The 25,276-nt window shown below is 61.9% G+C and carries 27 protein-coding genes and 1 tRNA gene; 21 read left to right on the top strand and 7 right to left on the bottom strand.

Annotated features, from left to right (window positions below):
* Positions 1-63: 63 nt before the first annotated feature.
* Positions 64-993, bottom strand: a complete 930-nt coding sequence (locus HJB82_RS22055) for a sugar ABC transporter substrate-binding protein (protein ID WP_221131615.1) — start codon at positions 991-993, stop codon at positions 64-66.
* Positions 994-1,366: 373 nt separating this feature from the next.
* On the opposite strand from HJB82_RS22055, the gene HJB82_RS22050 reads away from it, so the two are divergent.
* Positions 1,367-1,864 (top strand): DUF1993 family protein, encoded by a 498-nt coding sequence (locus tag HJB82_RS22050; protein WP_221141409.1) that lies wholly within the window; start codon positions 1,367-1,369, stop codon positions 1,862-1,864.
* 57 nt (positions 1,865-1,921) lie between these two features.
* Here the strand turns inward: HJB82_RS22050 and HJB82_RS22045 are convergent, their stop codons facing one another.
* Both HJB82_RS22045 and galE read right to left on the bottom strand, forming a co-directional pair.
* Positions 1,922-3,478 (bottom strand): alkaline phosphatase family protein, encoded by a 1,557-nt coding sequence (locus tag HJB82_RS22045; protein ID WP_221141408.1) that lies wholly within the window; start codon positions 3,476-3,478, stop codon positions 1,922-1,924.
* Positions 3,456-4,439 (bottom strand): UDP-glucose 4-epimerase GalE, encoded by a 984-nt coding sequence (galE, locus tag HJB82_RS22040; protein WP_207582258.1) that lies wholly within the window; start codon positions 4,437-4,439, stop codon positions 3,456-3,458. The genes HJB82_RS22045 and galE overlap by 23 nt, the downstream gene beginning before the upstream one ends.
* 247 nt (positions 4,440-4,686) lie before the next feature.
* On the opposite strand from galE, the gene HJB82_RS22035 reads away from it, so the two are divergent.
* On the top strand, positions 4,687-5,331 hold the full coding sequence (locus HJB82_RS22035; RefSeq protein WP_207582259.1) for a ThuA domain-containing protein: 645 nt from the start codon (positions 4,687-4,689) through the stop codon (positions 5,329-5,331).
* Positions 5,332-5,523: 192 nt separating this feature from the next.
* On the opposite strand, the gene HJB82_RS22030 is transcribed toward HJB82_RS22035, so the two are convergent.
* Entirely contained in the window at positions 5,524-5,778 is a 255-nt protein-coding gene (locus HJB82_RS22030; protein WP_207582260.1) for a DUF2934 domain-containing protein, read from the bottom strand.
* A 201-nt stretch (positions 5,779-5,979) separates the two neighbouring features.
* Here HJB82_RS22030 and HJB82_RS22025 point away from each other — a divergent pair, with 201 nt between their 5' ends.
* The gene (locus HJB82_RS22025; protein WP_207582261.1) at positions 5,980-7,416 is read left to right on the top strand and encodes a DUF6880 family protein; all 1,437 of its coding nucleotides are present in this window, start codon (positions 5,980-5,982) and stop codon (positions 7,414-7,416) included.
* Between the two features lie 37 nt (positions 7,417-7,453).
* A complete protein-coding gene (locus HJB82_RS22020; protein ID WP_221115410.1) occupies positions 7,454-8,014 on the top strand; it encodes a thioredoxin domain-containing protein in 561 nt (186 codons plus the stop codon).
* 52 nt (positions 8,015-8,066) lie between these two features.
* On the opposite strand, the gene HJB82_RS22015 is transcribed toward HJB82_RS22020, so the two are convergent.
* Positions 8,067-8,156, bottom strand: a tRNA-Ser gene (locus tag HJB82_RS22015).
* A gap of 304 nt (positions 8,157-8,460) precedes the next feature.
* On the opposite strand from HJB82_RS22015, the gene rplU reads away from it, so the two are divergent.
* The 4 genes from rplU to HJB82_RS21995 all read left to right on the top strand — a co-directional run bounded on the left by rplU (position 8,461) and on the right by HJB82_RS21995 (position 10,448).
* The gene (gene rplU, locus HJB82_RS22010; RefSeq protein WP_003543907.1) at positions 8,461-8,778 is read left to right on the top strand and encodes a 50S ribosomal protein L21; all 318 of its coding nucleotides are present in this window, start codon (positions 8,461-8,463) and stop codon (positions 8,776-8,778) included.
* Between the two features lie 33 nt (positions 8,779-8,811).
* Positions 8,812-9,081 (top strand): 50S ribosomal protein L27, encoded by a 270-nt coding sequence (rpmA, locus tag HJB82_RS22005; protein WP_003543909.1) that lies wholly within the window; start codon positions 8,812-8,814, stop codon positions 9,079-9,081.
* A 126-nt stretch (positions 9,082-9,207) separates the two neighbouring features.
* Positions 9,208-9,864 (top strand): GNAT family N-acetyltransferase, encoded by a 657-nt coding sequence (locus HJB82_RS22000; protein WP_221141406.1) that lies wholly within the window; start codon positions 9,208-9,210, stop codon positions 9,862-9,864.
* Positions 9,861-10,448, top strand: a complete 588-nt coding sequence (locus tag HJB82_RS21995; RefSeq protein ID WP_207582262.1) for a GNAT family N-acetyltransferase — start codon at positions 9,861-9,863, stop codon at positions 10,446-10,448. The genes HJB82_RS22000 and HJB82_RS21995 overlap by 4 nt, the downstream gene beginning before the upstream one ends.
* Before the next feature lie 39 nt (positions 10,449-10,487).
* Here the strand turns inward: HJB82_RS21995 and HJB82_RS21990 are convergent, their stop codons facing one another.
* Positions 10,488-11,354, bottom strand: a complete 867-nt coding sequence (locus HJB82_RS21990; protein WP_221141404.1) for an endonuclease/exonuclease/phosphatase family protein — start codon at positions 11,352-11,354, stop codon at positions 10,488-10,490.
* 84 nt (positions 11,355-11,438) lie between these two features.
* Between HJB82_RS21990 and obgE the strand changes: the two genes are divergently transcribed.
* From obgE to modC, 7 genes are all read left to right on the top strand, one after another.
* Positions 11,439-12,533, top strand: coding sequence for a GTPase ObgE (gene obgE, locus HJB82_RS21985; protein ID WP_207582264.1), 1,095 nt, complete (start codon positions 11,439-11,441; stop codon positions 12,531-12,533).
* Positions 12,520-13,689: a glutamate 5-kinase gene (proB, locus tag HJB82_RS21980; RefSeq protein ID WP_207582265.1), complete on the top strand. Its 1,170-nt coding sequence runs from the start codon at positions 12,520-12,522 to the stop codon at positions 13,687-13,689. The genes obgE and proB overlap by 14 nt, the downstream gene beginning before the upstream one ends.
* Entirely contained in the window at positions 13,682-14,965 is a 1,284-nt protein-coding gene (locus tag HJB82_RS21975) for a glutamate-5-semialdehyde dehydrogenase (RefSeq protein WP_207582266.1), read from the top strand. Before proB ends, HJB82_RS21975 begins: the two co-directional genes overlap by 8 nt.
* Before the next feature lie 37 nt (positions 14,966-15,002).
* A complete protein-coding gene (locus tag HJB82_RS21970) occupies positions 15,003-15,602 on the top strand; it encodes a nicotinate-nucleotide adenylyltransferase (protein WP_246762703.1) in 600 nt (199 codons plus the stop codon).
* 491 nt (positions 15,603-16,093) lie between these two features.
* The gene (gene modA, locus HJB82_RS21965) at positions 16,094-16,885 is read left to right on the top strand and encodes a molybdate ABC transporter substrate-binding protein (protein ID WP_221115408.1); all 792 of its coding nucleotides are present in this window, start codon (positions 16,094-16,096) and stop codon (positions 16,883-16,885) included.
* A gap of 208 nt (positions 16,886-17,093) precedes the next feature.
* Positions 17,094-17,795, top strand: coding sequence for a molybdate ABC transporter permease subunit (gene modB / locus HJB82_RS21960; protein WP_221131604.1), 702 nt, complete (start codon positions 17,094-17,096; stop codon positions 17,793-17,795).
* Positions 17,792-18,859 (top strand): molybdenum ABC transporter ATP-binding protein, encoded by a 1,068-nt coding sequence (modC, locus tag HJB82_RS21955; RefSeq protein WP_221115406.1) that lies wholly within the window; start codon positions 17,792-17,794, stop codon positions 18,857-18,859. Before modB ends, modC begins: the two co-directional genes overlap by 4 nt.
* On the opposite strand, the gene HJB82_RS21950 is transcribed toward modC, so the two are convergent.
* Positions 18,860-19,234 (bottom strand): winged helix-turn-helix domain-containing protein, encoded by a 375-nt coding sequence (locus tag HJB82_RS21950; RefSeq protein ID WP_221115405.1) that lies wholly within the window; start codon positions 19,232-19,234, stop codon positions 18,860-18,862.
* A gap of 208 nt (positions 19,235-19,442) precedes the next feature.
* Here HJB82_RS21950 and rsfS point away from each other — a divergent pair, with 208 nt between their 5' ends.
* The 6 genes from rsfS (at position 19,443) to HJB82_RS21920 (ending at position 25,200) form a co-directional block, all read left to right on the top strand.
* On the top strand, positions 19,443-19,886 hold the full coding sequence (rsfS, locus tag HJB82_RS21945; protein ID WP_007632221.1) for a ribosome silencing factor: 444 nt from the start codon (positions 19,443-19,445) through the stop codon (positions 19,884-19,886).
* Positions 19,887-20,004: 118 nt separating this feature from the next.
* Positions 20,005-20,487 (top strand): 23S rRNA (pseudouridine(1915)-N(3))-methyltransferase RlmH, encoded by a 483-nt coding sequence (rlmH, locus tag HJB82_RS21940; protein ID WP_207582272.1) that lies wholly within the window; start codon positions 20,005-20,007, stop codon positions 20,485-20,487.
* Positions 20,488-20,650: 163 nt separating this feature from the next.
* A complete protein-coding gene (locus tag HJB82_RS21935) occupies positions 20,651-22,051 on the top strand; it encodes a murein hydrolase activator EnvC (protein WP_207582273.1) in 1,401 nt (466 codons plus the stop codon).
* Entirely contained in the window at positions 22,041-23,363 is a 1,323-nt protein-coding gene (locus HJB82_RS21930) for a S41 family peptidase (RefSeq protein ID WP_207582274.1), read from the top strand. Before HJB82_RS21935 ends, HJB82_RS21930 begins: the two co-directional genes overlap by 11 nt.
* A gap of 76 nt (positions 23,364-23,439) precedes the next feature.
* Entirely contained in the window at positions 23,440-24,633 is a 1,194-nt protein-coding gene (locus tag HJB82_RS21925; protein WP_207582275.1) for a divergent polysaccharide deacetylase family protein, read from the top strand.
* A 33-nt stretch (positions 24,634-24,666) separates the two neighbouring features.
* On the top strand, positions 24,667-25,200 hold the full coding sequence (locus HJB82_RS21920) for an RNA pyrophosphohydrolase (RefSeq protein WP_221131602.1): 534 nt from the start codon (positions 24,667-24,669) through the stop codon (positions 25,198-25,200).
* Positions 25,201-25,276 lie beyond the last annotated feature (76 nt).

The following is a 25,276-nucleotide window of genomic DNA, read 5'->3' as shown; positions in this document are numbered from 1 at the left end:
CTCCTCCGGATACGGACAGGCGGAAAGGATGCGGGCTTTGCCCGCATCCTGTTGGCACTCGTCTCAGTTCTTGGTGACGAAGTCCTTGACGTTGGCAGGGGTGACGAGCTGGAAGGGAATATAGACCTTCTTGTCGATCTTTTCGCCCTTGGCGAGCTTCAGCGCCGCGTCGAGCGAGCCCTTGCCCTGGCCGGCGGCATCCTGGAACACGGTGACGTCGAGATCACCTGCCTGCATGGCGGCAAGCGCGTCCTGCGTGGCGTCAACGCCGCCGACGACGACCTTGGTCATGTCCTTGCCGGCCGCCTTCAGCGCCTGGATGGCGCCGATCGCCATTTCATCGTTGTTGGAGATGACGGCGTCGAATTCGATGCCGCTGGAGAGCCAGTTGGCCATCAGGTCGGCGCCCTGGGTGCGATCCCAGTTCGCGGTCTGCTCTTCGACGATCACCAGACCCTTGCATTCATCGGTCTTGATGACGTCATGGACGTCCTGGGTGCGCATGCGCGCAGCCTGGTTGGAAAGCTCGCCCATCATGACGATGGCCTTGCCCTTGCCGCCGAGGATACGGCAGACTTCCTTGGTTTCCAGCGTGCCGGATTCCTGCTCGTTCGAGGCGACGAAGGCCTGCTTTTCCGGCAGCGTATCGACATTGACCGGCTGGCGGTTGACGTAAACCAGCGGGATGCCGGCATCGGCGGCGAGCTTCGACATCGCCGTGGTCGCATCGGTATCGACAGGGTTGACGATGATTGCATCGACCTTGGAGGCGATGAAATTCTGGATCTGGCTCTGCTGCTTGGAAACGTCGTTCTGCGCGTCTTCGACCTGCAGCGTCACACCGCTCAGCGTCTTTGCATAATCGGTCATGCCGTTGCGCAGAACGGTCAGAAAGTTGTCGTCGAATTTCGCCATCGAAACGCCGACGGTTTCTGCGTGAGCGGCCGTCGACATGACGAGCGCCATCGCAGTGCCCAGGATAAACTTTTTCATTTTCACTTCCTCCACAAAGCGGTGCCCGGCTGCACCCTCCTCACGCCGGAGCTCCGGGCATTGCCCTGGAGCCGCAATTTTCTCGCCGCCTCTCCCGCGGTGTCCCGTGTAAAACGGAACAAACAAACCGTAAAATTTGCTCTTCGGAATATTCATTCCATTTTCTGGGAACGACGTCAAGCCTCTTTCGCGGCGACGAGATATAGATGAAGGCGCAATGCCGCGGACGTCACCATCAGCGCCCGCATTGCCTCTGTTGTGAAAGACCAACGCCGCCTCCATCTATGGAAGGCTCGAAGACAAGACCGCGGCCGCAGGCGTCTTCGATATCCTCGACGCGGCCGGTCATTTAAAGATTTTGGAGACAGGACCAATGTCCATTTCGATCTATCGCCTCACCGTTCCGATGTTTCAGCGCGGCCTCGCCAGCCTGAAAACCTATCTCGACAAGGCCGAAGCCTATGCCAAGGAAAAGAATATCGATCCCGCCATCTTGGTCGCCGCGCGCCTCGCGCCCGACATGCTGCCGCTTTCCGGCCAGTATCAGCGCGCCAGCGACAGCGCCAAATTCACCCTCGCCCGCCTGACCGCGACCGACGCTCCGAAGTTCGAGGACAACGAAAAGACGTTCGACGAGCTGCGCGAGCGCCTGGCAAAGACCGACGCCTATCTCGCCAGCTTCTCCCAGGAGGCGCTGGAGGGCACCGAAAGCCGTGAGATCACCCTGCCGGGCAAGAGCGGCATCGTGCTCCCGGGTAACGAATATGTCACCGCCTTCGCCCTGCCGAACTTCTATTTCCACGTCACCACCGCCCACGCCATCCTGCGCAACCAGGGTGCGCCGATCGGCAAGCGCGATTATCTCGGCTAAACAACAAGCGGTTCCACGCACGGTTTGCGTCCGGAATGGCATGAAGACAAAGCTCTATCAGGGCCGGCGCGTCACCGGCCCTTTTTCCGTCAGCTCGGTATAGGCGAGCGTCTGATCGAGATGCCGCGCCCGGAGCGACAGCAGCCTTTCGGCATACTCGAGCCGGATCGCCGCATAGGCCGGATCCGCCGCGACATTGTCGAGCTCCATCGGATCGTCGCTGAGATTGAAGAGCAGCGGCGGCAAGCCGGCAAAATGCACATATTTGAACCGCGCATCGCGGATTACTGCGAGATTGCATTGATTGGATTTCAGCCCGAAATGCCGCTCCGCCTCGCCCGCGGCGATATCGCGGAAATCGAATTCCCAGAATGCCGCGTCCCGCCAGCCCGACCCGCTCCCGCCGTCGACAAACGGCATCAGCGACCGGCCGTCGAGGCCGTTCTTCGCGTCGATGCCGAGCTTTTGGCAAAGGGTCGGAAAAATATCCGCGGCACTGGTGAATTCGTCGGCGACCCGGCCCGCGGCACCGCTTGCGGGATCGCGAATCACAAGCGGAATTTGGTAGCTGCCGTCGAAAAAGCCGCCCTTCCCGAGCGTCCAGTGATCACCCGCCATCTCGGCATGGTCGGAGGTGAAGACGATAAGCGTATCGTCCCAGGCGCCCGCATCCTTCAGCGCCTGCCAGATCCGGCCGAGCTGCGCATCGACCTCAGCTATCATGCCGTAATAGATCGCCCGGATCGCGGCGAAATCCTCGCCGCTCCAGCCGCTGAGCAGCCCCGTTGCTCCGCGGATAAAATTGCCTTTGTCAGAACTCCGCATGGCATAAGCGAGATAGGGATGAGCGTCCTGTTCCGCCTCGCGGTTTTCCGCACGCGCAAAGGCCGGCCCCTCGCCCGGCTTGAACATCCGGTTGAACGGCTCCGGCACGGAAAAGGGCGGATGCGGCCGCAAGAACGAGACATGCGCGAACCACGGCCGATCCTGTTCGCCGAGCCAGCGAACAAACTCGCCGGCCAGGAAGGCCGTCTGGGTCTCGTCGCTGGAATAGGCCGGCGCCGCGTCGGAAATGTCGCCGGCCCGCGCGCCGACGGGAATGTGGATGTCGCGGCTGACGGCATTCGCATGCCCACGCGACCTCAGCCAGGAGAGCCACTGCCTTTCATGCTCCGGCAGCAGCTGGCGTGAGGTAAAGCCCGGCAGCACGCCTTCATAACTCGTCAGATGCGGATCGCTTGCATCCATCCCGCGCGGATCGGGCGCCGTGTCCGTATAGCCGAACAGCGTCGGGTCGTATCCCGCCCGCCGGGCGGCCAGCGCCAGATTGTCGAAGCGGGCATCGAGCGGCGAACCATTGCGGCAGACCCGATGGTTCATCTGGTAGAGGCCGGTATAGAGCGTGGCCCGGGCCGGCGAGCAGGGCGCTGCCCCGGCATAGTGCCGCCGGAAGAGCGTGCCTTCGCGTGCCAGCGCATCGACATTGGGCGTTTTCACGCAAGGGTGACCGACGGCCGACAGGCAATCGCCGCGCCACTGGTCCGCGGTGATCAGCAGGATGTTCGGCCGGCGAACCTTCTCAATTCTGGGCTCAATGCTGGTTGGTTTTTGCATGCCAGTTCCAGGCGGAGCGGATGATCTGACTGAGATCATACTGCGGCACCCAGCCGAGCACGTCGCGCGCCTTGTCGTTGTTGGCGACCAGCGTATGCGAATCGCCTTCGCGCCGGCCGATATACTCGACAGGGAAAGGCCTGTTCGACACGTCCTCGATCGCGCCGAGCAATTCCCTGACCGTCGTTCCGGTGCCGGTGCCGAGGTTGAGCGCAACGGATTGGCCGCCCTTCAGCAAATATTCGACGGCGCGCACATGCGCATCGGCAAGATCCAGCACGTGGATATAGTCGCGCACGCAGGTGCCGTCGCGGGTCTCGTAATCGCTGCCGAACACCTTGAAGCCCTGGCGGCGGCCAAGTGCCGCGTCGATCGCCAGCGGTATCGCATGCGTCTCCGGCTGGTGCCACTCGCCGATCCGGCCTTCGAAATCGGCACCGGCCGCATTGAAATAGCGCAGCACCACCGAGCGCAGGCTTCTGTATTGATCGTAGTCGGCAAGCGCCTGCTCGACGATATATTTCGTCCGCCCGTAGGGATTGATCGGCACCTGCCGGTGGGTTTCGTCGAGCGGCACGCTCTGTGGCAGACCGTAGGTCGCGCAGGTGGAGGAGAAGACGAAGGCGTTGATGCCGGCCGCCTGCGCCGCCGACAACAGCGTCAAAGTGCCGACCACATTGTTTTCGTAGAAGGAGACCGGATCTTTCACCGATTCGCCGACCTCGATCAGCGCCGCAAAATGCAGGATCGCCGCCGGCTTGTGCTTGGCCAGCACCTCATCCAGCCGGGCGCGATCGCGAATATCGCCTTCCTCGGCCGGCCCCCATTTGACGAACTCGCGGTGGCCGTTCGAAAAATTATCGAAGACGACAGGCTTATAGCCCTTGTTCGCCAGATCGAGGCACGTATGCGAGCCGATATAGCCGGCGCCGCCGACGACAAGAACCGTTTCCCCTGCCATGCACCACCCTTATTATTAGAAAAAGACGAAAGAAGCCTAGACGAGATAGACGTCAATAAAAAGAAGGAATTGCGATAAGCGTGAACGAACAATACGTCAAATGCCGAAGCCGGCGCGACCCGTGCGATTTGCGCCAGACCGGCGGCATTCAGAATTATTCGCGTGATTTGCATAAGTGCCCGATCTAAGGGGCTTGCACCGCCATGTGATGATCAACGTCCGCGGCCATCAGCCAGGGAGAGCGCGAATGAGGAAGGCATTGGTCGTTTGGGGCGGCTGGCAGGGCCATGAGCCGGAGCAATGCGCTCATATCGTCGCCGACCTGCTGCGCGAGGACGATTTTGCGATCGAGGTCACCGGCGATCTCGGCATATTCGGGTCTCCGACGCTGGCGAAGCTCGATCTGTTGGTGCCGATCATCACCGGCGAAACGCTCGAAAAAACCCATGCGAGCGCCTTGGTCGAGGCGGTGCGCGGCGGGCTCGGGCTTGCCGGCCATCACGGCGCGCTCGCCACATCCTTCAAGGAAAGCGCCCCTTTCCGCTATGTCTCCGGCGTCACTTGGGTCGCCCATCCCGGCAATATCATCGACTTCCGCGTTGCGGTCACCCGCCAGGACGATCCGGTCATGGAGGGCATTCCCGATTTCGACTACCGTTCGGAGCAATATTATCTGCACTATGATCCGACAGTCGAAATCCTGGCGACCACCACCTTCACCGGCGCATACGATCCGGCAGCCCGCAATGTCGTGATGCCCGTCGTCTTCAAGCGCCATTTCGGCGCCGGCCGCATCTTCTATTCCGCTCTCGGCCATGTCGCCGCCGAATTCGACCATCCCTATATGCCCCTCATCCTGCGCCGCGGCCTCGGCTGGGCCGCCCGCCAGTAGATTTGGGAAGGGTCGCGCGTCACGGATGGTGACGGGCGATGTCAACCAAGTCCACGCCTTGAGGGTGGCCGATCTCGGCAACGCTTTCGGTATTCCTCGATGCCGGCTTCATTGAAGTGGCAAGACGTCTGACCGATCGTCCGCCTGGAATGCCGCTGAATATTTCGGCAACCCGGGAAATTGTAATACGGCCTAACGGACCGCTTTCAGCTGCCGATCGTTGTCGACGGCGGGATCCGCCTCGTCAAAGATCCGCATCAGCCGCCCAGCTGCCTTCAGCTTCTCGATGAGATCGTTTCCATCCGGCGAGGCCTTCGTCAGCTCCAGCTGCTCGAACTCCCTCAGCGCCTGCGCCCAATGACTTTCCCCACGCCCATCCGGCCTGCCTTCTGCTTCCCACAATGAATAAGCGCGCTGGCTGACCCAGGCGTCTCTATTATGACTCATGATTAACCCCAGCGGAAAATTTGGAAGCAATATTCGACAGCCAACAAGGTGCCAAAACCGGCTTTAGGAGTCGTTACGAGGCAGCGTTAGTTTTTAGATAATACCTAGGTACCAAGGGATTATCCCCTTGCACACACTTCCAGACCTTGGCCTCGCATCGCCTCCGGGATAGGGTCATCGCAGAAACGACAGCGATGACCGATGGCAGCCAAGACAACACTCAATGCGAAGAATCTCGAACCTCTCGGCGCGCAGCGCCTTGCCGAACTGCTGATCGAAATCAGTACGGGCAGCGCCGCCCACAAGCGACGGCTTCGAATGGAGCTTGCCGGCAATCACGGCAGCGTCGAGATCGCACGGGAGGTGCGAAAGCGGCTTGCCAGCATTGCCCGGGCTCGCACCTTCATCAACTGGCACAAAGTGAAGGCGCTGAAGAGCGACCTGGAAACCCAGCGCAAGACGATCACGGAGAGCGTTGCCGCCGATAATCCCGAGGAGGCCTTCGAGCTGATCTGGCAGTTCCTCGCCCTGGCGGATTCGATTTTCGAGAGATCCAACGCCGGCAGCGAGTCGCTCATCCAAAGCTTTCGGCAGGCTTGCGAGGATGCCGGCGCCATCGCGGCATCCGCAAAGATCGAGATCGACGTCCTGGCCGACAAGGTGTTCAGAGCCGTGCAGGACGATGGCTACGGTCTGTACGAAAACCTGATTGCAGCGATGACGCCAGCCCTCGGTCATGATGGCCTCGATCGCTTGAAAGATCTTCTTGTCCAATGGGCCAAGGAACCGGAAGACAAACCGGCGAAGGACAAGCGCGAGGTCATCGGCTGGGGCAGCGCAGGCTCGGTTTACGAGGATGAGATCTACGCCACGAGCCGGGAATTGACGGTGCGCATTGCCCTGCAGGAGATTGCCGATGCCCAGGGGGATGTCGATGCCTACATCGCTCAGCAACCCGCGGAAACACGCAGCACGCCGATTGTAGCGGCCGAAATCGCCGATCGTCTGCTCACCGCCGGGCGGGCGAAAGAAGCGCTTGCGGTGTTGGGTGAGGTCGATACGAGAAGCTTGGCCGATATCCCGCTCGAATGGCAGCTGGCTCACATCGCGACGCTTGAGGCCCTGGGGCGCGCGGACGAGGCGCAGGCCTATCGATGGACGTGTTTCGAGCAATCGCTGCATCACCAGCATCTCAAGGCCTTCCTCAAGCGACTGCCGGATTTCGACGATCTCGAAGCCGAAGAGAAGGCATTCGTCCATGCCCAGGCTTTCCCGGATATTCACCGGGCACTGGCGTTTTTCCTGAATTGGCCGGCACCTGCCGAGGCAGCGAAACTGGTGATCAGGCGGAAGGCGGAACTGGACGGCGATCTCTATGAGCTGATGCCGCCGGCTGCCGAGGTTCTGGCGGAGAAACATCCGCTCGCAGCAACCTTCGTCTTGCGCTCCATGATCGATTTCACTCTCGATAGCGGCCGGTCCAGCCGCTATAAATACGCGGCGAGGCATCTTGCCGACTGCGCATCCTTTGCCCCTCATATCGACGACTTCGGCAACGCCAAATCCCATGACGCCTATGTCACAGACCTGAAGCGTCGGCACGGCAAGAAGCATGGCTTCTGGAGCCTGCTGACCTAAGTCGCTCGGGATAGCTTATCTTTCGGAGAGGAATTCCATGACAGGCGCCCAATGGCAGGCCGACCCGCTCACCTGGGGAACCGGACCGCGTATCTTCGAAATCTTCCTGGAGCCGACCTGCCCCTATTCGGTCAGAGCCTTCAACAAGCTCGATGCGCTGCTCAGCCAGGCTGGCGAAGACAAGATCACCGTCAAGATCCGCCTGCAGTCGCAGCCGTGGCACATGTATTCCGGCGTCCTCGTCCGCTGCATCATCGCCGCCTCGACGCTGGAAGGCGGCAAAGACACCGCCAGGAAGGTGATGGCCGCCATCGCCGCGCATCGCGAGGAATTCGAATTCGAGCGTCATGCCGGCGGCGCGAACATGGACGTGACACCGAACCAGATCATCGAGCGCCTGGAAGGCTACAGCGGCATCAAGCTGAAGGACGCCTTCGCAATCCCGAATCTCGACCGGGAGATCAAATGGCACTGCAAATACGCCCGGCAAAACGGCATCCACGTCTCGCCGACCTTCACGATCGACGGGCTGGTGCAGGCAGATATGAGCAGCGGCGATGAGGTTGGAGCCTGGGTGAAGAAGGTGCTGGGCCAGTGACACCAGCTATGCCGACGTTCAAAAATTGCTGGCGTTGACGCCCGGGAGCTTATGGCGGAGAGGGTGGGATTTGAACCCACGATACCCTTGCAGGTATGCCGCATTTCGAGTGCGGTGCATTCGACCACTCTGCCACCTCTCCGCGGTCTGGTCGGCGCTTGTTCGGCGCGGGCGTTCTCATAACGGGCCTATGACAGGTTGGCAAGCCGAAAAGTCGAAGCATTCCATCCTTTTGCCTTGACACCTTTTTGTCACTCGCGTATCTCGGCTGCGCACTAGGTTCGGAGTAATCCGTGCCTCGGCCGTCCCGCGCTCGCGCGGGGCTTCACCGGCAGGACGAATTCGAGGATTAGCCTCTGAAATCCCTGCTTAACTTCGACTGATAAAAAGACGGCCACCCTGCTGAAGCAGCGGGGAGAGCTGGAACGAACATGAAAGGATAAAAAATGTTCGCAGTCATCAAGACCGGCGGTAAACAGTACCGTGTGGCAGCCAACGACGTGCTGACCATCGAAAAGCTGGAAGCCACCGCTGGCGATTCCATTGAATTCACCGAAGTGCTCGTGATCGGCGAAGGCGCCGACGCTGCGATCGGTGCGCCCTTCGTAACCGGCGCCTCTGTCAAGGCAGAAGTCGTCGAACAGAACCGCGGCAAGAAGGTCATCGCCTTCAAGAAGCGCCGTCGTCAGAATTCGAAGCGTTCGCGCGGCCATCGTCAGCATCACACGGTCGTCCGTATCACGGACATCGTGGCTGCCAAGTAAGATCAACGGGACAGGGTTTAAAGGAGAACTCCAATGGCACACAAAAAAGCTGGCGGTTCATCGCGCAACGGTCGCGATTCTCAGTCCAAGCGCCTTGGCGTGAAGAAGTTCGGCGGCGAAGCCGTCATCGCAGGCAATATCATCGTGCGTCAGCGCGGTACTGAGTGGCATCCGGGTTCCAACGTCGGCCTCGGCAAGGATCACACGATTTTTGCGCTTACCGCCGGCAATGTGAACTACCGAACCAAGGCCAACGGTCGCGTCTACGTGTCTGTCATGCCGAAAGCGGAAGCAGCGGAATAAGCCGGTAGCGCTCAAAAACAGCCGGCGTCTCATCGACCCGGCTGTCCGTATCAGGTTCAGTCTAGAAAACAGGGGAGATGGGGCGCCATCTCCCCTTTTTCTTTGTCCAAACAGGAGGACTGAACCATGCAAGGCGAATTGTTAAGGGTAGACCAATCACGGTCGCCCCGGGAAGACCAGGTGTCTTCCGAAGAACGGCTGAGGCCGGAACGGTTAAGGACCGATTGCCCTGTCTTGTTATCGGAAAGGCTCGTCATGCGCGCGCCCCACGAAGAAGACATCGACGCCCTTGCCCATCTCGCCAACAACGCCAAAGTCGCCACCATGGTATCGCGTATGCCGCACCCCTATACCGCCGATGATGCTGCTGACTTCGTGCGTCGCACGAAAAATGGCGAAATTGGCAAGTGCGTCTATGCGATCACCAAAGCCGAAAACGGCGCCTTCGTCGGCTGCTGCGGCGTCGAGCCGCATGCCGACGGCAGAACCGTCGAGATTGGTTTCTGGCTGGGCGAGCCCTATTGGAACAAGGGTTATACGACCGAGGCCTGCCATGCCCTGGTCGATATGGTGTTCAGGACCCGTCAGGACGTCGATCAGATCGACGCCCGTTGCCGGGTGATGAACGTCGCCTCGCGCCGCGTCATTCAGAAGTGCGGCTTCCAGTTCCAGGGTTCGGGGCTCGCCGCCTCGCTGGCGCTCGGCAGCAACGTGCCTGTGGAATGGTACAGGCTCGACCGCAAGACCTGGATGTCCCTCAGAAGCTGGGGGAACATCGCATGAGCACGACCGCGCTGCAAAGGCCGGAGACCAAGCCGATGATGCCAGGCCCCGCGCCTGTCATCTCGACCGCCCGGCTGACGCTCCGCCCTCACAGGCTGAGCGATGCGCCATCGATTGCGGAATCGCTGTCCGATTTCGCCGTCACGCGCATGCTGTCCCGCGTACCCGCGCCGTTCGACCGGCAGGATGCGCTGGATTGGCTGGTCCCGGTCACATCAGGCGCCCTGCCGGACTGGCCGCTGGCGATCACCGGCAAGGACGATGTCCATATCGGTAACGTCGCCATCGAGCTGCGGCATGGCCGCTGGCACCTCGGTTACTGGCTGAACCGCTACTACTGGCGGCGCGGTTATATGAGCGAGGCGGTGGCGGCGATCATCGAGCGCTTTTCGCGCCGCATGCCGGAGACGCCGATCCATTCAGGCGTCTTCTCCGACAACCCGGCTTCGCTGCGCTTGCAGGAGAAGCTCGGTTTCCGCATGACGGGTTGCGGCGAAATCTATTGTTTCGCCCGCAACACCATGGTCTCGCACATCGAAACCGTGCTGCAGCCGGGCATGCTGCAGCCGCGCAAGGTGGCTTAATCAAAAAGGAGATGTCGCCGCCCCGCGGCGGCGTCTCCGTCAATTGCCGATCTCGACCCATAGCGGGAAATGATCGGAGCCAACGGATTGCGTATCGATCCGGGCGGATTTCAACCGGCCCTCGAGGCCGCAACTGACGAAGCAATAATCGAGATGCATGCGTTCGCCGTGATCCTCGGGATTCATCCAGCTGTAGCTCTCCGGGCGGTAGGCCTTGAGCGCCGCAAAGGCGTCGACCGGCGTGCCGATCCTGGCGATACGGCCGTAATATCCGCCGACGGCGCCGGCAAAGGCGCAATATTCCGGCGATTCCGGCTCCATGTTGAAATCGCCCATGATGACGTAATCCTCCGGCAGCGGCGGCTCCGGCAGATCGAATTCGCCGCCCCCGGTCAGCGATCCACCCTCCTGAACGAAAGCGTTGATACGGGCGTTCAGGAATTGCAGTTGGGCGATGCGCTCGTCTGGAGAGACGTGGTCGAGATGGACGGAATAGACGCGGATCGCCCCGCCGGGTGCCGCGATCACCGCCTCGGTTGCGCCGCGCTGCAGGTTGATCTTGCCGACCGTCCGGCTGCGCGGCAGAAGCAGCGTTCGGGTCGAAAGGATCGGCCAGCGCGACAAAACCATGTTGCCGAACTGGAAGCGCGTGCCCGGCACCCGCTGGCGCCTGCCTTCATCAACCTCGACAAACATGTCGCAGGCCGGTCCATACACCCAGAAATGGTCGGGAAACACGGCTGCAATGTCGGCCACCGTGTCGGCAAAACCGTTGCGCGAGAAGCCGCGGGTCACCTCCTGCAGCGCAATGACATCGGCGCCCTCAAGGCTCCGGGCAATGCGCGTGAGATCGTACCTGCCGTCGAGACCAAAGCCGTACTGTATGTTATAGCTCGCAAAATTCACGATAATCTTTGACCTCCGTCGGAACCGCCTATATCGAATGGGCCAAGACGGGCCGTCCAACTGCCACCGGATACTGGAAGTAAAATGAAATTTCTCGACGAAGCAAAGGTCTATATTCGATCCGGAGACGGCGGCGGGGGCAGTGTTTCCTTCCGGCGCGAGAAATTCATCGAGTTCGGCGGCCCGGATGGCGGCGATGGCGGACGTGGCGGCGATGTCTGGGTCGAGACCGTCAACGGCCTCAACACGCTGATCGATTTCCGCTTTCAGCAGCATTTCAAGGCGACGATCGGTACCCATGGCATGGGCAGAAACCGCACCGGCGCCAATGGCAGCGACGTGACGCTGAAGGTTCCCGTGGGAACCCAGATCTTCGAGGAAGACCGGGAAACGCTGATCTGCGATCTCACCGTCGAAGGCCAGCGTTATTGCCTCGCCCATGGCGGCAATGGCGGCTTCGGAAACGCTCATTTCAAGACCTCGACCAACCAGGCGCCGGATTGGGCCAATCCCGGCCTGCCCGGCGAGGAAAAGACCCTCTGGCTGCGGCTGAAGCTGATTGCCGATGCCGGCCTCGTCGGCATGCCAAATGCCGGCAAGTCGACCTTCCTTGCATCCGTCACTCGCGCCAGGCCGAAGATCGCCAACTACCCCTTCACCACGCTGCATCCCAATCTCGGCGTCGCCACCATCGACGAACGGGAATTCATTCTGGCCGACATTCCGGGCCTGATCGAAGGCGCCCATGAGGGTGTCGGCATCGGCGACCGGTTCCTCGGCCATGTCGAGCGCACCCGCGTGCTGCTGCACCTCGTCTCCGCCCAGGAGGAAAAGGTCGGCAAGGCGTATAAGACGGTGAAGCACGAGCTCGAAGCCTATGGCAACGAGTTGACGGACAAGCCGGAGATCGTGGCGCTGTCGCAGATCGACGTGCTCGACGAGGCCGAACTGAAGAAGAAGACCAAGGAATTGGCCAAGGCCTGCGGCAAGACGCCGTTCCAGATTTCGGCCGTCACCGGCAAGGGCATGACCGAGGTGCTGCGCGCGCTGCGCGACATCATCGTCGAGGAAAATGCCGAGGAAAAGCCGGCCAAGGTGCTGAAGCAGCGCCATCGCGACATTGTTGTCACCGATGAGGCTGAGGACGTTGGCGAGGATGGAGCCGATGACCAGCCGTAAGCCGCTTGGCCGCTATCGCCGCGTCGTCATCAAGATCGGCTCGGCCCTGCTCGTCGACCGAAAGGCCGGGCTGAAGAAGGCCTGGCTCGACGCCATGTGCGCCGATATCTCAGGCCTGAAGGCCAAAGGCATCGATGTGCTCGTCGTGTCATCAGGCGCAATCGCGCTCGGCCGCTCGGTGCTCGACCTGCCCTCGGGTGCGCTGAAACTGGAGGAAAGCCAGGCCGCTGCCGCCGTCGGCCAGATCGCCTTGGCGCGCGCCTGGTCGGAGAGCCTGTCGCGCGGCGAGATCGTCGCCGGCCAGATCCTGCTGACGCTTGGCGATACCGAGGAGCGCCGCCGCTATCTCAATGCGCGGGCTACCATCAATCAGCTTCTGAAAATCGGCGCCGTGCCGATCATCAACGAAAACGACACGGTCGCCACCAGCGAAATCCGCTATGGCGACAACGACCGCCTGGCCGCCCGCGTCGCGACGATGACCGGCGCCGACCTGCTCATCCTTCTTTCCGATATTGACGGCCTCTATACCGCGCCGCCGCATCTCGACCCGAACGCCACCTTCCTGGAGACGATTTCCGAAATCACCCCGGAGATCGAGGCGATGGCTGGCGGCGCAGCCTCCGAGCTCTCGCGTGGCGGCATGCGCACCAAGATCGATGCCGGCAAGATAGCGACGACATCGGGCTGCGCCATGATCATCGCCTCCGGCAAGACCGACAGCCCGCTGTCGGCGATCGAAAACGGCGCGCGTTCCTCCTGGTTCGCGCCGTCCGGCACACCGGTGACCGCCCGCAAGACCTGGATCGCCGGACAGCTGCAGCCGGCCGGCGAACTGCATGTCGATGACGGCGCCGTCACCGCACTCGGGGCCGGCAAGAGCCTGCTTCCCGCCGGCGTGCGCAGCGTTACCGGCCTGTTCAGCCGCGGCGATCCGGTGGCGATCATCGGCCCCGCCGGCCGCGAGATCGCCCGCGGCCTGGTCAGCTACGATGCCGAGGACGCCCGCCGGATTGCCGGCCGCAAGTCGGCGGAGATCGAGGCCATTCTCGGTTATCCCGGCCGCGCGGCCATGGTCCATCGTGACGACATGGTGATGACCGCACAGGTCGGTTCGAAATCGGAAAGGCAGAAGAAGGACGCGAGCTATGCTTGATACCGTTGCGCCAAGCCCTGACATTGACGCGCTGATGAATGACATCGGCCGCAAGGCAAAGGCTGCCGCACGACCGCTGAGCTTTGCGTCCGCCGAGGCGAAGAACAGGGCGCTGAACGCCATGGCCGATGCAATCCTGGCCAACAAGGCTGAGATTCTTGCCGAGAACGTCAAGGATTTGCAGGACATCGAAGGCACCGAGACGCTTGCCTCCTTCGTCGACCGGCTGACGCTGAACAACAAACGCGTCGCCGAGATGGCCGAGGGGCTCCGCGCCATCGCCGCCCTTGCCGACCCGGTCGGCGAAGTCATCGCCGCCTGGGACCGGCCGAACGGCCTGCAGATCGAGCGCGTCCGCACGCCGCTCGGCGTCATCGGCGTCATCTTCGAAAGCCGGCCGAACGTCACGGCTGATGCCGGCGCCCTCTGCCTCAAGGCGGGCAATTCAGTCATCCTGCGCTGTGGCTCGGATTCGCGCCGTTCATCGCAGGCGATCCATGCCTGCCTTGTCGAAGGTCTGAAGGCGGCAGGACTTCCAGAGCATGCTATCCAACTCGTCCCGGTCACCGACCGCGCCGCCGTCGGCGCCATGTTGCGCGGTTTGGACGGGGCAATCGACGTCATCGTGCCGCGCGGCGGCAAGAGCCTGGTCGCCCGCGTGCAGAACGAGGCCCGGGTGCCGGTTTTTGCCCATCTCGAAGGCCTCTGCCATATCTATGTCGATGGCTCGGCCGATATCGAGATGGCGAAGAAGATCGTCGTCAATGCCAAGATGCGCCGCACCGGTATCTGCGGCGCGGCCGAAACCCTGCTCGTCGACGGTGCGGCGATCGGCACGCATCTGACGCCGCTGCTCGAGGTTCTCATCGATGCCGGCTGCGAGGTCCGCGCTTCGCCAACCGTGCTGAAGGTCGCCCCCGGCCTGAAGCCCGCAACGGAAGAGGACTGGTCGACCGAATATCTCGACGCGATCATTTCGGTTGCCGTCGTCGACGGCATATCGGGCGCGATCGCCCATATCCAGACCTATTCCTCGAACCACACCGAGGCGGTGATCGCCGAGGATCCCCACGTCGTCGCGCGTTTCTTCACCGAAGTCGATTCGGCGATCCTGCTGCACAATGCCTCGACCCAGTTTGCCGATGGCGGCGAGTTCGGCATGGGTGCGGAGATCGGCATTGCCACCGGCAAGATGCACGCTCGCGGCCCCGTCGGTGTCGAACAGCTCACCTCCTTCAAATATCGGGTGCACGGCGCCGGACAGACGCGGCCCTGACGTGACGGCGGAGAGTTTGGACCGGCATTATCTCCGCATGCCGCACAGCGAGCGCGGCATGGTCGTCGGTCTGTTCGGCGGTTCGTTCAATCCGCCGCACCAGGGCCACGCGCTCGTTGCCGAGATCGCAATCAAGCGGCTCGGCCTCGACCAGCTCTGGTGGATGGTTACCCCCGGAAATCCGCTGAAGAGCCGCAACCAGCTGGCACCGCTTACCGAGCGTATTGCCGAAAGTGAACGTGTTGCCGCCGATCCGCGCGTCAAGGTCACCGCCTTCGAACAGACACTCGGCGTCAGCTACACCGCCAATACGCTCGCCCGCGTCAAGGCCCGCAATCCGCATGTGCATTTCATCTGGGTCATGGGCGCCGACGGCCTGCAGACCTTTCACAAATGGCAGAAATGGCAGGAAATTGTCCGCACCTTCCCGATCGCCGTGATCGACCGGCCGGGCGCGACGCTCTCCTACCTCTCCTCGAAAATGACGCGGACCTTCGATTTCGCCCGTGTCGACGAAGATGATGCCCGTATTCTCTGGAAGAAGCAGGCCCCGGCCTGGACCTTCATCCACGGGCCGCGCTCCGGCCTGAGCTCGACGGCAATCCGCAACGGCTCGTCGCACGGCCAAGCCGAATAAATTTCAAGGAAGGTTCGAAAACGAGAAAGCCCGACGGGGGAGGATCCGTCGGGCTTATAAACTCGATCGACAACTGGGAGGAGGAGTGTTGTCGACCCTATCGAGCGGCTATGGGAGGAGGAGGTCGCCGCTTCGATGCTCGTGTTTTATCATATTCCGCACGAAGGTGAATATCGATTGGTGCATTGCAGCAATGCACCAACTGCAATCCTGTCCGAATAGGCCGCTTTGGCGCTGCCGTTTTTATCGGCGGAATCAACGGAGCATGGTTCTGCCGCCGGAGAATTCTTGAAGTTTACAAAAGTGCAGCCTGGATATTCCGGCTCTATAGATCCCATTTTGCGTCCAAGCCATGCACTCGCCGAATGTTTGAAGCATTGGGTTCCTACGAACGAGACGGCCGGTGCGCTATATTTTTCCGGATATATCCCTAGCCAAGGCGCGCTACCCGTTATATTCGTCGCAATATTTCGAACCTTGGAGAATGATTTATGCAAGACCGCCGCCGATGGATGAAACTGGCAACCGTCGCGCTCGCCGCGCTTTGGTTTGGCGCAGCAGCGCTTCCAGCGCCCGCCGGCGCGGCCGAAAAGCTCACCGTCTTTGCGGCGGCGAGCCTCAAGGATGCGCTCGACGCCGTCAATGCCGCCTGGACCAAGGAGAGCGGCAAGGAGGCCGTTGCCTCCTATGCGGCAAGCGGGGCGCTCGCCAAGCAGATCGAAAACGCCGCTCCCGCCGATATCTTCATCTCGGCCGACCTCGACTGGATGGACTACGTCGCCAAGAAAAACCTCATCAAGGTCGACACCCGTTCCAACCTGCTCGGCAACAGCATCGTGCTCGTTGCCGAAAAGGACAAGGCAAAACCGGTCGAGATCAAGCAGGGCTTCGATCTTGCCGGGCTCCTGGGCGACGACAAGCTTGCCATGGGTGAGCCGAAATCGGTTCCGGCCGGCAAATACGCCATGGCCGCGCTGGAAAAACTCGGCGTCTGGAAATCGGTGGAAACCAAGGTCGCCGGCGCCGAAAGCGTCCGTGCTGCTCTCGCCCTCGTCTCCCGCGGCGAAGCGCCTTACGGCATCGTCTACCAGACGGACGCCGCGGCCGATAAGGGTGTGGCCATCGTCGGCACCTTCCCGGCCGATTCGCATCCGCCGATCATCTACCCGATCGCCATACTTGCCGAGAGCAAGAATCCGGACGCAACAGCCTATCTCGACTTCCTGAAATCCGACAAGACAGCCGCCTTCTTCACGGCGCAGGGTTTTACTGTCCTGAAATGATGGGCTGAATTGATTGCGGAATCAACAGTGACAGCTTAGCGTGAAGGCTCACATAGGTTCAAAGTCGGCAACTCCTCTTTCGTCATGCTCGGGCTTGTCCCGAGCATCTGCCCGGCACAAGGCCGAGGATGACGTCGGAGAAGGAGCGAGATTTGTCGTCAAACTGAGGCTCGCCTGAGCGAGCCTTCGATCTTGGAGATAGCTGCATTTGAATATATTGGGCCTGAGCAATGAGGAATGGACGGCGATCCTGCTCAGCCTGCGTGTCTCTATTGTCGCCATGCTGGCGAGCCTGCCCTTCGGCATCCTCGTCGCCCTGCTGCTTGCTCGCGGTCGCTTCTGGGGCAAGTCGGTGTTGAACGGCATCGTTCACCTGCCGCTGATCCTGCCCCCTGTCGTCACCGGTTTCCTTCTCCTCATCCTGTTCGGCCGCCGTGGTCCGATCGGCAGCCTGCTCGACCAGTATTTCGGCATCGTCTTTTCTTTCCGCTGGACGGGTGCGGCGCTCGCCTGCGCCATCATGGCCTTTCCGCTGATGGTGCGCAGCATCCGCCTGTCGATCGAGGCGGTCGACCGCAAGCTCGAAGAAGCGGCCGGAACGCTCGGCGCCGGTCCCGCCTGGGTGTTTTTAACGATCACCCTGCCGCTGACCTTGCCCGGCATCATCACCGGCATGATCCTTTCCTTCGCCAAGGCAATGGGTGAATTCGGCGCGACGATCACTTTCGTTTCCAACATCCCGGGCGAAACCCAGACGCTGTCGGCAGCGATATACACCTTCACCCAGGTGCCGGGCGGCGATGCCGGCGCACTGCGCCTGACAATCGTCGCCATCGTCATTTCCATGGCCGCGCTGCTCGCCTCCGAATTCCTCGCCCGTCTCGCCGGCCAAAGGATCGACCCGGAATGACGCTGATCGTCGAGGCAAAACAGAGGCTCGGCACCTTTTCGCTCGACGCCGCCTTCACCTCCGAACGCGGCGTCACCGCGCTGTTCGGCCGCTCCGGCTCCGGCAAGACCTCGATGATCCGCATCATCGCCGGCCTCGCCCGCCCGGACGAAGGCCGCGTCGTCCTCGACGGCGAGCCCCTGACCGAAACAGCAACCGGCATCTTCGTCCCGAAACATCGCCGCCGCTTCGGTTATGTCTTCCAGGAGGCCCGGCTTTTCCCGCATCTCAGCGTTCGGGCCAATCTCGCCTATGGCCACTGGTTCGCGGCCCGAACGGCACGCGGTGAAAGCTTCGATCACATCGTCGACCTGCTCGGTATCGAGCCGCTGCTGGAACGCAGCCCCGCAAAACTTTCCGGCGGTGAGAAGCAGCGTGTCGCCATCGGCCGCGCCCTTCTCTCCGCGCCCCGCCTGCTTCTCATGGATGAGCCGCTCGCCGCCCTCGACGAGGCCCGCAAGGCCGAGATCCTGCCCTATCTGGAGCGGCTGCGCGACGAGACGGAAATCCCGATCGTCTATGTCAGCCATTCGATCGCCGAGGTGGCGCGGCTGGCAAACCAGGTCGTCGTCATGCGCGACGGCAAGGTGGAAGCGACCGGCCCGGCCGTCGACATATTGAGCCGCTTTTCCACCGCCTCCGACCGGCGCGAGGCGGGTGCCCTGCTGGAAGGCACGGTCGAAAGCTTCGATGCGCTGCACCGCCTGTCGGTGGTCGCCCTGAAATCCTGCCGGCTGCATATCCCCAGTGGGGCCCTTACTTCAGGCAGACCGGTGCGCATCCGCATTCCGTCCCGCGACGTCATGCTGGCGACCACCAGACCCGAGGGCCTCAGCGCGCTGAACATTCTCGAAGGCAGGATCGCGGCGATATCGTCGGACGAGGACGGAACGGTGGAAATCCGGCTTGATTGCGGCGGCGATATCATTCTTTCCCGCATCACCACACTCTCCTGCGAGCGTCTCGATCTCCAACCGGGAAGTGTCGTCTTCGCCGTCGTCAAGACCGTGGCCCTGGAGGCCTGATCAGCCGTGTCGCTGCTGCAGGTTGCGCTTGGCCTCGAGCCAGGCGAGATCGCCGGCAAGGCTCGTGCGCATCGTTTTTTCCATCCGGCGGAAACGCTCGAGCAATTCCTCGCCGAACGGCGTCAGCGCTGCGCCACCGCCCTTCTGCCCGCCGCGCTGCGGCTCCACCACCTGCTCGCAGAACATCCGGTTCATCTCGCTGACCAGCAGCCATGCGCGGCGATAGGACATGTCCATCGCCCGCCCCGCCGCCGAGATCGATCCGGTCTGGCGGATATGCTCCAGCAGCTCCATCTTCCCATGGCCGAGCCGATCCTCATCCGGGAAGCTGATTCGCAGGACGGGCACGAGGGTTTTTGCGGCTGGATCGGTCATCGAATCGTGAAATCGTGAAATTTGCCGCACTTTACGCCGTGGTACGGAAACTGTACACCGGCCGCACAAGCAGCCCGAGCGGCAATATTCTTCAATTCGGACGCCAGATCGGATTTTCGACCGTTCTGTATCTTAGCGCGTCTTGAAACATTAGTGGTTTGATGCCTATCTTAACCATGGTCCGGTCTCGATCGGATCTGTGTTGTGCATGGTTTGTCATTCCAGGAAAGGGAAAGCACTGACAACAGTACACGCCAAGGGAAAAACGTTCGCCGTTATCCCGAAGAGTGCGGAACGTGGCGCCGATGCCGCCGCCCGCGCCCTAGAAACCGTCCTCGCCAGCCTCGAGGACTCCAAAGCTGAAGATATCGTCACCATCGACATTGCCGGAAAATCGGCGCTGGGAGACTACATGATCGTCGTCTCCGGCCGCTCGAGCAGGCATGTCATGGCGATCTCGGATCATCTGCTCACCGACCTGAAGGACGACGGCCTCGGTACGGCCCGCGTCGAAGGTCAGGAAGGCGGCGATTGGGTCCTGATCGACACCGGTGACATTATCGTGCACGTGTTCCGTCCCGAAATCCGCGAATTCTACAACATCGAAAAGATGTGGGCGGCTCCGGATATGGATGAAGAAACACGGCACTGACAGGCGGTCCGGCATTCTGCCCGACGCCTGAAACGTGGCATTGACTGGCCGGAAAACATCAGAAGCCGGCCGGTGACGCCTTGTGCGCAAGATGTGCCGCATCAGCAGGAGCGGATGAATGCGAGTTGGTCTTTTTGCGGTGGGACGGCTGAAATCCGGCCCCGAAAAGGATCTTGCGGCCCGTTATTTCGACCGTTTCGCCAAGGCCGGCCCTGCCGTCGGCCTCGAACTGTCCCGTATTGCCGAAGTTGCCGAAAGCCGTGCTTCCAACGGGGAAACCCGCAAGCGCGAGGAAGCGGCGCTGCTGTTGAAATCGCTTGCCGATGGCAGCATCCTCATCCTTCTCGACGAACGCGGCAAGGCGCTTGACAGCGAAGCCTTCGCAAACCTGCTCGGCTCCTATCGCGACCAGGGCAAACGCGAGCTGACCATTGCCATCGGCGGCGCCGACGGCCTCGATCCATCCCTCTACGACCGTGCCGACACCACGCTTTGCCTGGGCAAGATGACCTGGCCGCATCAACTCGTGCGCACGCTGATCGCCGAACAGCTTTATCGCGCCGTGACCATCCTGTCCGGCCACCCCTATCACCGCGTCTGATTCCCCGCCGCTCGGCAATTCGCATTGTCACGCAGCCGTGTTCTGTCAGCCGGCTGTTATGCTTCAAACTTTCTGGCAAAGCGTGCCAAATCAGCTTAGTCTGCACGCGTTTTGAGAAAGTGCCCCAACACGCATGACGAGAGAAGCAACCAGGCGATACCGCATGATCCTGCCGGCTATCGCAGCCGGGGTCGGCGTGGCGGTGATTGCCGTGTCGGCAAATCCCTTCATCGTCCTGGCGCAAGATGCCGCCCCCGAGGCAGCACAATCGGCACCGCAGCCGGCAGGTGAGCCGGCGCCTCCCGATCCGGCCGCCGAACTGGCCGCCAAACGGGATCAGACCCGTACCGAACTCGAAACCCTGTCGAAAACGATCAGCCTCTCCTCCGACAAGGTGAGTGCGCTTAAACAGAGCATCGCCGATCTGGAAAAGAGCACGCAAAGCATCCGCCAGGCACTGATCGAGTCCGCGGCCCGCCGCAAGGCGCTCGACAAGCAGATCCTGGCAAGCGAGAAGAAGCTTGCCGATCTCGGCGTCAAGGAGGATGGCATCCGCCGCTCCCTGCACGAGCGCCGCGGCCTCCTGGCCGAGGTGCTGGCAGCCCTCCAGCGCATGGGCCGCAACCCACCGCCCGCTTTGCTCGTCACCCCTGATGACGCGCTCGCCTCGGTGCGCAGCGCCATCCTGCTCGGCGCCGTCGTGCCCGGTATCCGCAAGGAGACTGACAAGCTTGCCGGAGACCTTGCAAGCCTCGCCGCATTGCAGACCGCAAGTACCGCCGAGAAGGCCGGCCTGACCGCGACGATGACGAACGGTATCGAGGAAGAGCGGCGCATGGACCTGCTGCTTGCCGAAAACGACAAGCTCAGCCGCAGCAATGCCACCGAACTCACCGCCGAGAGAAAACGCTCCGAGGAGCTGGCGGGCAAGGCGACCAGCCTTGAAGGCCTTGTCGCCTCTATGGAATCCGAGATCGCTTCGGTGCGCGACGCTGCTGCCGCTGCCCGCCAGGCGGAGGAGAACCGCAAGCTGATGACGGACGAGCAGCGCGCCCAGGCCAAGGCCTTGGCCGACAGCGGCGTGCCCGATAAAAACCGCATTGCGCCCGCATATCCCTTCGGAGAATTGAAGGCGAAATTGGAGGTGCCCGTCGCGGGCGATATCCTGCGCCAGTTCGGCGATGCCGACGGCACCGGGCACGAGGCCATGGGAATGACGGTCGCCACCAATCCGGAGACGGTGGTGACGGCGCCTGCGGATGGGCTGGTGGTTTTCGCCGGCGCTTTCCGCAGTTACGGCCAGATGATCATCCTCGACACCGGCGATGGGTACCACTTGGTTCTCTCGGGAATGGATACGATCAATACCCGTCAGGGAAAGTTCGTTTTCTCCGGCGAGCCGCTCGCCGTGATGGGTGCGAAAAGAGTGGCAAGCGCAACTGCATTGGCGCTGGCAACGGACCGGCCAACGCTTTACATTGAATTTCGAAAGGACGGTAAACCGGTCGATTCCCGACCATGGTGGACCGCCAAAGACACTGGAAAGGCACGCAATGATTCGTAGGGCTTCTTTTGTTCTGGTCGGCGCATTGATGGGTGCGACCGCAATGAGCGTCATTTACTCGGCGGGTGCGCCGGCAGAAGCGGCCGGATCCTCGACGTACAAGGAACTCTCGGTGTTCGGCGATGTCTTCGAGCGAGTGCGCGCCCAATACGTGACGCCGCCGGCCGAAGACAAGCTGATCGAGAACGCCATCAACGGCATGCTCTCCTCGCTGGATCCGCATTCGAGCTATATGAATGCGAAGGACGCCGAGGACATGCGCACCCAGACGAAGGGTGAGTTCGGCGGCCTCGGCATCGAAGTCACCATGGAAGACGACCTCGTCAAGGTCATCACCCCGATCGACGATACGCCCGCCGCCAAGGCCGGTGTTCTCGCCGGCGATTATATCTCCGAGATCGACGGCCAGTCCGTGCGCGGCCTGAAGCTGGAAGACGCCGTTGAGAAGATGCGCGGCGCCGTCAACACACCGATCAAGCTGACGCTGATCCGCAAGGGCGCCGACAAGCCGATCGAGCTGACGATCGTCCGTGACGTCGTCGCCGTCCAGGCCGTCAAGTCGCGTGTCGAGGACGATGTCGGTTATCTCCGCATCATCTCCTTCACCGAGAAGACCTATCCTGATATGGAAAAGGCGATCAAGAAGATCAAGGACACCGTTCCGGCCGACAAGCTGAAAGGTTATGTCCTCGACCTGCGGCTCAATCCGGGCGGCCTGCTCGACCAGGCGATCAATGTCTCCGATGCCCTGCTGGAGCGTGGCGAAGTCGTTTCGACGCGCGGCCGCAATCCCGATGAAACCCGCCGCTTCAATGCCGGTCCGGGCGACCTGACGGATGGCAAGCCGGTTATCGTGCTGATCAACGGCGGTTCGGCTTCCGCATCGGAAATCGTCGCCGGCGCTCTTCAGGATCTGCGCCGCGCCACCGTTCTCGGCACACGCTCTTTCGGCAAGGGCTCCGTCCAGACGATCATCCCGCTCGGCGAAAACGGCGCGCTGCGCCTGACCACGGCGCTCTATTACACGCCGTCGGGCCGCTCGATCCAAGGCACCGGCATCACCCCCGACATCAAGGTCGAGGAGCCGCTGCCGCAGGAACTGCAGGGCAAGATGGTGACCGAAGGCGAATCCAGTCTGCGCGGCCATATCAAGGGCCAGAGCGAGACGGACGAAGGTTCGGGCTCGGTTGCCTATGTGCCGCCGGACCCGAAGGACGACGTTCAGCTGAACTACGCGCTCGATCTGCTGCGCGGCAAGAAGACCGATCCGGCCTTCCCGCCAAACCCTGACAAAGCCGTCGTCGCCAAGTAATGATCACCTCAAGGCCGGGCGAGTTGCCCGGCCTTGACCCTTTCTGCTGTTTCCCGGTTTTGGAGCGGGCGAAAAATTGGGAACGGACCTGCATGCGCCTTTGGGCGGCAACCGCAAAACTGGCAGCCGGCGGCCGGGTGTTTTGCGCCTGGGCCGCATCGCCGCCAGTCTTTGTCTTTTCGCGATAGGCGGCTTTTCCCTCTATACGGCGTTTCGCGGCGATGGGCTCGAACGCACCAAACCACCAGCGGCAGAACGAGCCGCAACGCCCCCCAATACGCCTCCGCCACCGACGACAACCGCCACAAAGACGCCGGACGGCATGCCGCGCGCCGAACCGCGCTCAGGCGCCACTGTCGAACAGATGGTCACCGGCGACGGCTCCGTCGTCACCAAATACAGCCCCCGCCCGCGCGATGGCAGCGGGCCGGTGCTGGTGGATGCCATGCAGATCGGCCAGGATCCGCGCATGGCGGCCCAGCCGAATGAAGCACTGCTCGAACAAACCCCGTTTGGCAGGCTTCCGATCGTCGGTCCCGATGGCCGGCGGCCGATGGATCAATATGCCCGTCCCGCGTCCGGCGCGCGCGGTGTCCGCATCGCCATCGTCGTCAGCGGCCTCGGGCTCAGCCAGACCGGAACGCAGCGCGCCATCGCTGAATTGCCGGAGGAAATCACCTTTGCCTTTGCCGCAAGCGGCAACAGCCTGCAGCGCTGGATGCAGGAAGCCCGCCGCGGCGGCCACGAAATTCTTCTGCAAGTGCCGCTCGAGCCGTTTGATTACCCGACGAATGATCCCGGTCCGGAAACGCTGCTGACCACGAAACCGCCCGCCCGCAATATCGAGAACCTGCACAAGGCGATGGGCGAGATCACCAATTATACCGGCGTCATGAATTATCTCGGCGGACGTTTCCTGTCCGATTCCACCGCCATGGAACCTGTCATGCGCGATATCGGCAAGCGCGGCCTGCTGTTCCTCGACGACGGCACGTCGGCGCAGTCGAAGACGGCGGCGGTCGCCAAGGGAACCGAACTGCCCTATGCCTTCGCCGATCTGCAGCTCGATGGCCAGCTCGATATAAACGCCGTCCTGAAGAAGCTCGACGAGCTCGAGCGCATTGCCCGCAAGAACGGCCAGGCAATCGGCGTCGCTTCGGCTTTCGATGAGAGTGTTGACGCCATCGCCAAATGGAGCGAGGAGGCTGCGATGCGCGGCATCGAGATCGTCGGCGTCGCCGCCCTTTCCACCGATCCTCGTAACCCCTGAAATCCCCGAGAAAATCCTTGAACGGAGAAGAAGATGAGCCAGGCGACCGTGAAAGCCGAGGATCTGCCCTACCGCCCTTGCGTCGGCGTAATGATCCTGAACCGCGCTGGCCTTGTCTGGGCTGGACGACGCATTCCCGACGGCAATTCGGAGTATGACGGCTCGCCGCAGCTCTGGCAGATGCCTCAAGGGGGCATCGACGAGGGCGAGGATCCATTGGACGCCGCCTACCGCGAACTCTACGAGGAGACCGGCATCAAGACGGTGACCTTGCTTGCCGAAGCGAGAGACTGGATCAACTATGATCTGCCGCCGGCACTGATCGGTATCGGGCTAAGGGGAAAGTTCCGCGGCCAGACGCAGCGCTGGTTCGCCTTCCGCTTCGACGGCGACGACAGCGAGATCGCCATCAACCCGCCGCCAGGCGGCCACGAGCCGGAATTCGATTCCTGGGAATGGAAGCCGATGCAGGAATTGCCGGGGCTGATCGTTTCCTTCAAGCGCAGCGTCTACGACCAGGTGGTGGCCGAATTCCAGCATCTGGCAGCATTGCAGTCGGAAGACTGATCGATACCGGATGATCGGACGGGTCGGCAGCTGATACCGTCAGATGCGGAACCGGCCGCCCAGGCGGCCGGCTTGT

This window comes from Rhizobium sp. NZLR10 (assembly GCF_019685125.1).
Lineage (GTDB): Bacteria > Pseudomonadota > Alphaproteobacteria > Rhizobiales > Rhizobiaceae > Rhizobium.
This window is presented reverse-complemented; position numbering and strand designations above follow the sequence as displayed.